The organism is Bacillus mexicanus (assembly GCF_050445615.1).
In the GTDB taxonomy this organism is placed as follows: domain Bacteria; phylum Bacillota; class Bacilli; order Bacillales; family Bacillaceae; genus Bacillus; species Bacillus mexicanus.
The window spans coordinates 1-7,013 of sequence record NZ_JBCEYV010000009.1; the positions used below are offsets into that span (position 1 = coordinate 1).

The 7,013-nt window shown below is 35.7% G+C and carries 5 protein-coding genes; 1 reads left to right on the top strand and 4 read right to left on the bottom strand.

What is annotated here, in order from left to right; translation table 11 throughout:
* Positions 1-272: 272 nt before the first annotated feature.
* From AAGG74_RS23345 to AAGG74_RS23360, 4 genes are all read right to left on the bottom strand, one after another.
* The gene (locus AAGG74_RS23345; RefSeq protein ID WP_429677378.1) at positions 273-1,733 is read right to left on the bottom strand and encodes a MarR family transcriptional regulator; all 1,461 of its coding nucleotides are present in this window, start codon (positions 1,731-1,733) and stop codon (positions 273-275) included.
* 306 nt (positions 1,734-2,039) lie between these two features.
* Entirely contained in the window at positions 2,040-2,597 is a 558-nt protein-coding gene (locus AAGG74_RS23350) for a recombinase family protein (protein WP_429677379.1), read from the bottom strand.
* A 193-nt stretch (positions 2,598-2,790) separates the two neighbouring features.
* On the bottom strand, positions 2,791-3,396 hold the full coding sequence (locus tag AAGG74_RS23355; RefSeq protein WP_429677381.1) for a hypothetical protein: 606 nt from the start codon (positions 3,394-3,396) through the stop codon (positions 2,791-2,793).
* 325 nt (positions 3,397-3,721) lie between these two features.
* Complete coding sequence (locus AAGG74_RS23360; RefSeq protein WP_429677382.1) at positions 3,722-4,906, bottom strand: tyrosine-type recombinase/integrase; 1,185 nt, start codon at positions 4,904-4,906, stop codon at positions 3,722-3,724.
* A gap of 956 nt (positions 4,907-5,862) precedes the next feature.
* Between AAGG74_RS23360 and AAGG74_RS23365 the strand changes: the two genes are divergently transcribed.
* The gene (locus AAGG74_RS23365) at positions 5,863-6,879 is read left to right on the top strand and encodes a hypothetical protein (RefSeq protein WP_429677384.1); all 1,017 of its coding nucleotides are present in this window, start codon (positions 5,863-5,865) and stop codon (positions 6,877-6,879) included.
* The last annotated feature ends 134 nt before the right edge of the window (positions 6,880-7,013 follow it).

The following is a 7,013-nucleotide window of genomic DNA, read 5'->3' on the forward strand; positions in this document are numbered from 1 at the left end:
CTCCTTCTATTCATTTCCCCTACTCCAAGGGGTTTTTTGTTTTAAAACCTCACCGCTACCCGCTCCGGGACTGTGTCCCCTATTCTTCACTAAAGCTAGTAATAATACCGTTGTATTGAAATACATAAGTAACAACCATTTACTTTTTTATAATTCCTTTGGGAAAGTTGATGAGACACCATAAAAAAGAGAGATGTTTTAGAAGATCTTTTTCTTCTTAACACCCCTCTATATTTACTTCGTATTATAATGGGAAAGTTGATGCATATCCATTATTTACCATCTAATTGCTTCTTTAAACGGCTTATAGTAGATTGATTAAAACCTAGATATTTTGCTAGTTCTTTCTGTGTTGCATTAGGATGCCTTCTCATAGCTTCTTTTAGTTGCCAGAGCTTGTCCTCTTTCTGTTCAGCTAACTTTTCATTACGACGCTCCTGGTAAGCTTCCCAAGTATGCTTTTCAGCTTCTTCTTCAGAATACTTCTCAAATCGTTTACGAGCTGCTTCGTATTTGTTGTTTTTTATCTTGATGGTTTTCATCTTCCACTGAACATAATAATCTTCTTTAATGTCCATTAACTCCAACATTCTAGCATTCGTATAAAATAGCCCACCACGGATGTATTTGTTACGATCCCAAGTGTCACTAACCCAATCAAAATAAAAGTCCTCAGCCGGCTTAGAACGCCTTAAAATCTCTTCTTCTGATGTTTCTGTTAGATCCAATATTTCGCAAAGATCTAATACACGTTTTTCAGCATATTTTTCATCTCCATTTGTACTTACCAAAGCGTGGAATCTTAATATTAAAGCTAACCAATTTCGCTTTGTTTTGATTGGTAAACCACCACGCTCATTCATAACCATTACATATGTAAAAATATCTTCTTCTCTTTGACGATTTAAAGTGAATTCGTTCCATTGGCCAACCATTCGAGTAACCCGGCCAGGCTTTTCGATTTTAGCTTTAGGTTTAACTTTTCTATCAGCTGTAGGAACAATGTCGTGAAACATTAGAAAATCGCTTAACGAAAACACGACCTCATTTGCTAAATATCCATATACCAGATTTCCGGAACCTTGATGTTTACTACCTACCAATCTAGTAACGGCAGCAGGATTCTTTACAACACTATCAGAATTAAATGCTTTTAATTTATCAAATAAATGCTCCTGTATGGCTTTCCAGTCACGGTCATTGGTATAACCCTCGATGTTTTTAAATGGCTCTAGAATCCAAATTAATTGATAACCACGGCCAGTTGAAACTAGGAATGTAGGACATAGTATTTCACCGTTTCGTATCATTGCTCCCAGTTTCTGTAGACACTCAGCATCAGACATTCCAAACTTATAAAAATCTAAGTCTTGAACTAACATATGCGTATGTACAATATTTTGTTGTGTACGAAGCTTTTCTTCTTTACTCTTTTTTATTTTTTTGAAGAATGTTGAATAAGCTATATATGTATTTATTCCGAAAGTCTTTTGAATAAATGTCATCATTCGTTCTTTATCTTTATGTTTATAAAATACATTTTTTGTTTGGCCATCAGACCGTTTTTGAAAGATACAAACGTGTCCATCAAAATGACCAAATAATCTTTCTAGAAATTCTTCCTGAGATACCTCTTGAACCGGCAACCCTAAATTTCTTTTCTGAAACTCTCCGCCAATCTCTTTCGGAGCAATATATAAAATGTTCTCTGCAAGTTTTTTACCCAAACCCATTAAAAATACACCTCTCTCTATAAAAGCAACAAATAGAAGGTAGGTGTGTTCATCTCAACAAAATTTTAATTACCTCACAAGGAATAAATACTTTTCCCTTGAAAAACATCTACAGAATCGGTAATATAAAATTATAAATTTATTAATTGAACCTTTCGACTTCCCGGAAGAAAGGCTTTTGTTGAGACGAAACACTCTCGCAATGAAATCTCTGTTTGCTAGACAGAGATTTTTTTGCGTCTTCTCTTATTCTAATCTATCAATTTCATACCTAAAAATCTAGTAAATCCCTCTTTTTTCTGACAATTACGAGCTCTTTCGCTCTTTCAATTTTCGATAAAGTGTTGCCTTACTTACCTTTGTAGCTGCACAAATTTCAGCAACCGTTTTATCGCCTTTATCGTACATTTCCAAAGCAAGAGCTAACCCATCTTTCGAAAACTCTCCTTTACGTCCCAAATGAACGCCTCTTTCACGAGCTGATTTAATCCCTTGCTTTTGTCTGACTTTTATTTGCTCTCTTTCCCATTCTGACACAGCCCCCATAATGGTTAACACCATCTTTCCGGTCGGTGTCCTGGAGTCTATCCCTAAATCCAGAATAACGAGATTAACATCCTTTTCTTTTAATCTCTCAGCAATAGTAAGAATTTGTGACGTACGCCTTGCAATTCGATCTGCACGCGTCACAACCAACGTATCCCCTTCAGACAGTTCCTCAATTAACTTATTTAATTCTTTAACTGGTGCAACACCGGTGATTATTTCTTCAACAATTTTGTCGCAACCAAACTTCTTCAGCTGATCCACTTGAGTATGATTTTTTTGCGTTTTATCGGAAATACGTGAGTATCCAACGATCATTATGTATGCCCCCTTTTGAGAATAACCTTTGAGACTTTATCGATTTAAAAAATACGATGCCGTCAATTTTGTTTATGCAAGTATTATGCATAGTTTCAATGTTGTGCATTTGATACATTATATTTATATTTCATATCCCCTTCTTTTTCAAGGCCAAAAAAACAAAAAAGCGTTCCCTTTTGGGTGCGCTTTTTTATTTACCTAATAACCTAGAAAAGAATCCTTTTGGCTTTTCCTCAAGCCTTTGAAGAATTTCAACAGCTGTGTCCAGCTTTTCTTTAAGAATTGCGTTTTCTTTTTCTGCATCTTCCTTATGTTTATTCGATTCATCCAATTTCCGCATTAATTCAGTATTACTATCCAGGACTTTTTCAACTGATTGAACCAAAAAATTAAACTGATCTTTAGTTACTGCATTTTCCTTCATATAGCGTACATCGTGCATTACATTATTAATATCTTGTATTACATTATTATTAAACTGTAATACTTGCACGTCTTGTAGCGCCGCTACGTTAGGATTTTCGTCTTTTCTTCGTGTCGCCACCAGAGCAGCCGCCATTTCAACTCCCATTTTTCCTTCCTTAGAGAGTCTTTTCAACTCATTGATGGCGACTTCATCAGCGGTCGTATAAATCCGAGCTCCATTAAGATCCCGGCGAAATATATAACCCTTATCTTCTAAAAGCTGAGCATATTTTCTGACCGTTGACTCACCGATACCTAAATTCTTTGAAATGTCAGTTGTTTTTATTTGTTTATATTTGTCGATTTCTAATTCATCTACCATATCGTCCACATAATCACCTCTCTATTAAATTAAACGTTATACAAGCGATATCCTTCAAGTAAAAAGGTCAATAAATATTTAAATAGTGGTCGATGCCGGGAGATCCCGGCAAGCCATAAAAAACAGCATTAAAATTTCTTTTAACGCTGTTTTTCACGGAAAAAAAATAAGCGAATCCTCGTTAAGAATTCACTTTTCGCTTTATTAATCCAAATCTAAGTTTGGTACGTATTAAACAAATAATAAATTAAGCAATTTTGACACTATCAATATATACGGAATCAGCTTTTTTTCAATCAAAAAAACGACCAAAACAGTATTGGCCGTTCCCAATTCACTTTTTCTTATCGAAATAGTCCTTAACCTCATTGAAAGTTGTATAAAATGCTGTTATAACGTCATTCCTGAAATGCCCCAAATCCAAAGACGTAAGAAAAATAGCGTATTCCATACGAGTTAAATCCCTTTTTGTATTCCTGTCTTTATTAATTCTGTCCCTCACTGTCTCCAGTTTGTCTTTTACTTTTGGATTTTCAGCGACTTTTTCAGCAATATACTTATCAATGGCCGTTTTTGAAGACAATTTTTCGTAATTCTCCATTGTTCTCTGAAGCGAGAAACCCTTACGGAACATATGAGGTGAAGCCTTTTTTTCTACTTCGACAATGGTATGCTTGCCTTTTTTATTCTTAATTCTCACATCTTCTTTCCTGGTTAAATGTTGGCCAGCATCGGAAACCACTTTATTGATTTCTTTCCGAAGTTCTTTTACCGACAAAAATGTGCCGTCAGATCGTTTAGGATTAAAAATTCTCTCCGTTAGCTTCTTACCGGCCGTTAATTCTTCGAGATATTTAGCTGTATCATCGGAAATTTTTAAAGTTCTCGTAAGCCCGCCCTTATCCTTCACATATGTAATTGTCTTGGCATTTAGATCAATGTCGCAAGGTCTAAGGCGAAGAATTGCACTGATACGTCCACCTGTCTCCAAAGAAATTCTTGAAGCGTGATATGCTGCTTTTCTTGTCTCTGTGTTGTATCCCTTTTTCTTAATGTTTTCTATGACGCTCCAGCATTCATCTGGAGTTGCTCGCAAGACGGTCGAAGCTTTTGAATGTCGAAATACATTTTGCTCTTTCATTGTTTCTCTAATGTCTTCAGGATTACCCAAGGCAAACTTCTTCTTGTGATTAAAAACATTCGTTTTCTCAACTCCGAGATTAAACGCTTTAAGCGCAGCTGTCATTGTTTTAAGATTATACGCCTGGCTCGTATCTCCATCGTGGTACTTATCGATTCTTTTGTGCACTAAATCGTTGATATGGCTCTCTTTCACCTTACGAACATTAGAAATACCAAACTCTTTATTAACCTCACGCATTAAACTCTTTACCATATCTTTGTATGTATCGATCGTTCTATCTGAAACACGGCCGCCATCAACAGAAATCGACTGCATTCTCATTTTTTCAAACACTTTATCTATCTTCTCAAGCGAATTATCTAATTTATTGCTCACTGGCACATCACCACCAATTCATAAAAAGGCATAAGTTTTCGGCTGCGCGCAAGCGTAGCTGAAAACTCACGAAAGGCTCTTTTTTTCTAAATTCCTGAACGTTGTCTCTCCAGGAGACTTGTTCACTCATTAAGAAAAATTCCCGTACTTTCGATTTTTCTAATTCCTTATTTGAAAAATGCCTTCGGCGAATTTTCCAAATGCCGTCATAAGAAAAATTACGAAAACGGTGCCCTCACCAGATTCCCTGAAAGGGAAACATCTGGTTAAGTCGCATATTTTTTTTACCAAAAAAATAAGCCACTTAACCGATGTTTCCGCCGTCGCACCAGTATTTGTGCTCTACCGGAAATAAAATTGCTACGCAATTTTTAAAAGCAAAAAACCTTCAAATGATGTACCATCATTTGAACGAAAAACTATCTTCGATGTTTTTCGAATTCGTCGCTACGCTCCTCACAAAAATCTCCGTCGCCCAATGTTGTTATTTTTAGGAGTTAACATTCTCCCCGAAATGTGGTTCACGGATCTCTCCTACACATTAATGTTGCGATAGTTCTGTTTCCAGATACTTGTTATCTTACTTTACTCATTTGCCGGGCTTAGGCAGGTTGAGCGATGGTGTAGATATCATCGACCTTTATTCTTTATTGCTGTGTCAAAATTTGCTTCGATTTGTCATATAATTGCTTAGCTGATTTGTTTAATTTTTTGTCAGTTAATTGCTCCTCCTATTATTTTTTAAAATACGTTTTTTAAAATTGCTTGTTGTACATAAGATTCCGAGGAATTTATGTTGTACTTCTCTGGTTAGAGAAGCTTTTTAATACCCGAGGGTAGAAAAAATTTAAACAAAAATGTCTCTAATATTCTAATCGTAAAACAAAAAAATGGAGGAAATTCTATATTTAATCGAGTCTTTATTTATAATCCAGAACGAAGGGAGGATGGTAAAAATGGACTTTGAAACTTTAAAACAATACAAACCACATATACCATTTCAAGTAATAGAAAAGGACCTCAACAGAGATCCTGAATTAAGACATAAATTATTTTTTGATGAAGCTGATGCAAGAATAAACCACAGTAACGAAATGCTTGCAAACGGGTCAGTTGAAATGCCTGTTTTTAAAGATAAAACAATTCGGCCGCTTGGATTCAAAGGGAAGATGTTGGATTACACCATAGAAAATAAAGGTGGCGGTTTTTATGTTATTACTCAAAAACGAGGTAAAATTTCGCCTAAGTCTAACGACAGGCAACACCCACACGAAGAAATAGAAGACACGAAAACATTTTTCATCGCATACGACAAAGATGAAAAAAAATATAAATACCTGGAGAATGAGAAAAACTTCTTAGAGATGTATCAGGAAATCGAGAATTTAAAAACGAGCCCTGAAGTCCAAACTATTATCAACGATTTCATTGATTGGATCCAGACATTCTGGACACCCGAATATAAAGCTCGACACAACCTCGGAAGCAATACTTCGCAACAAACGTATCAAAATCACCTTGACGTTATTCAAGACCTCAAAAACACAATTCCAACACTAAAAAAATACCACCTTTTACTTAATCTATTTGGTGATATAACAGACGAGTCACTTAAGAAAATATACGAAACCATCGATACATTACAAGAACATATGGAACAAGCCGAAACACTTATTAATAACCACTTTTCCCCTAATGAAATAGTTGATTCTTCAAAACTCACAGATTTAGGATACGGAAACCACAACCCTCTAACAGACCTACACACTTATTTCCAAAACATAATATTAGAGAGAGCATATTTTATAAATCCCGAAACCAATACGGTTCATCCCACCATTGGAGAACTGTTCAAAGGTAATCAATTCTCTGATGTATTCGAAAGTGATAGAACCAAAAAGGAACGTATAGCCGAATTAAGAGATGCAGCTAAAAACAACTTTTTCAAATACACTCCACCAGTCAAAAATTAGCCGTACACTCCTTCTATTCATTTCCCCTACTCCAAGGGGTTTTTTGTTTTAAAACCTCACCGCTACCCGCTCCGGGACTGTGTCCCCTATTCTTCACTAAAGCTAGTAATAATACCGTTGTATTGAAATACATA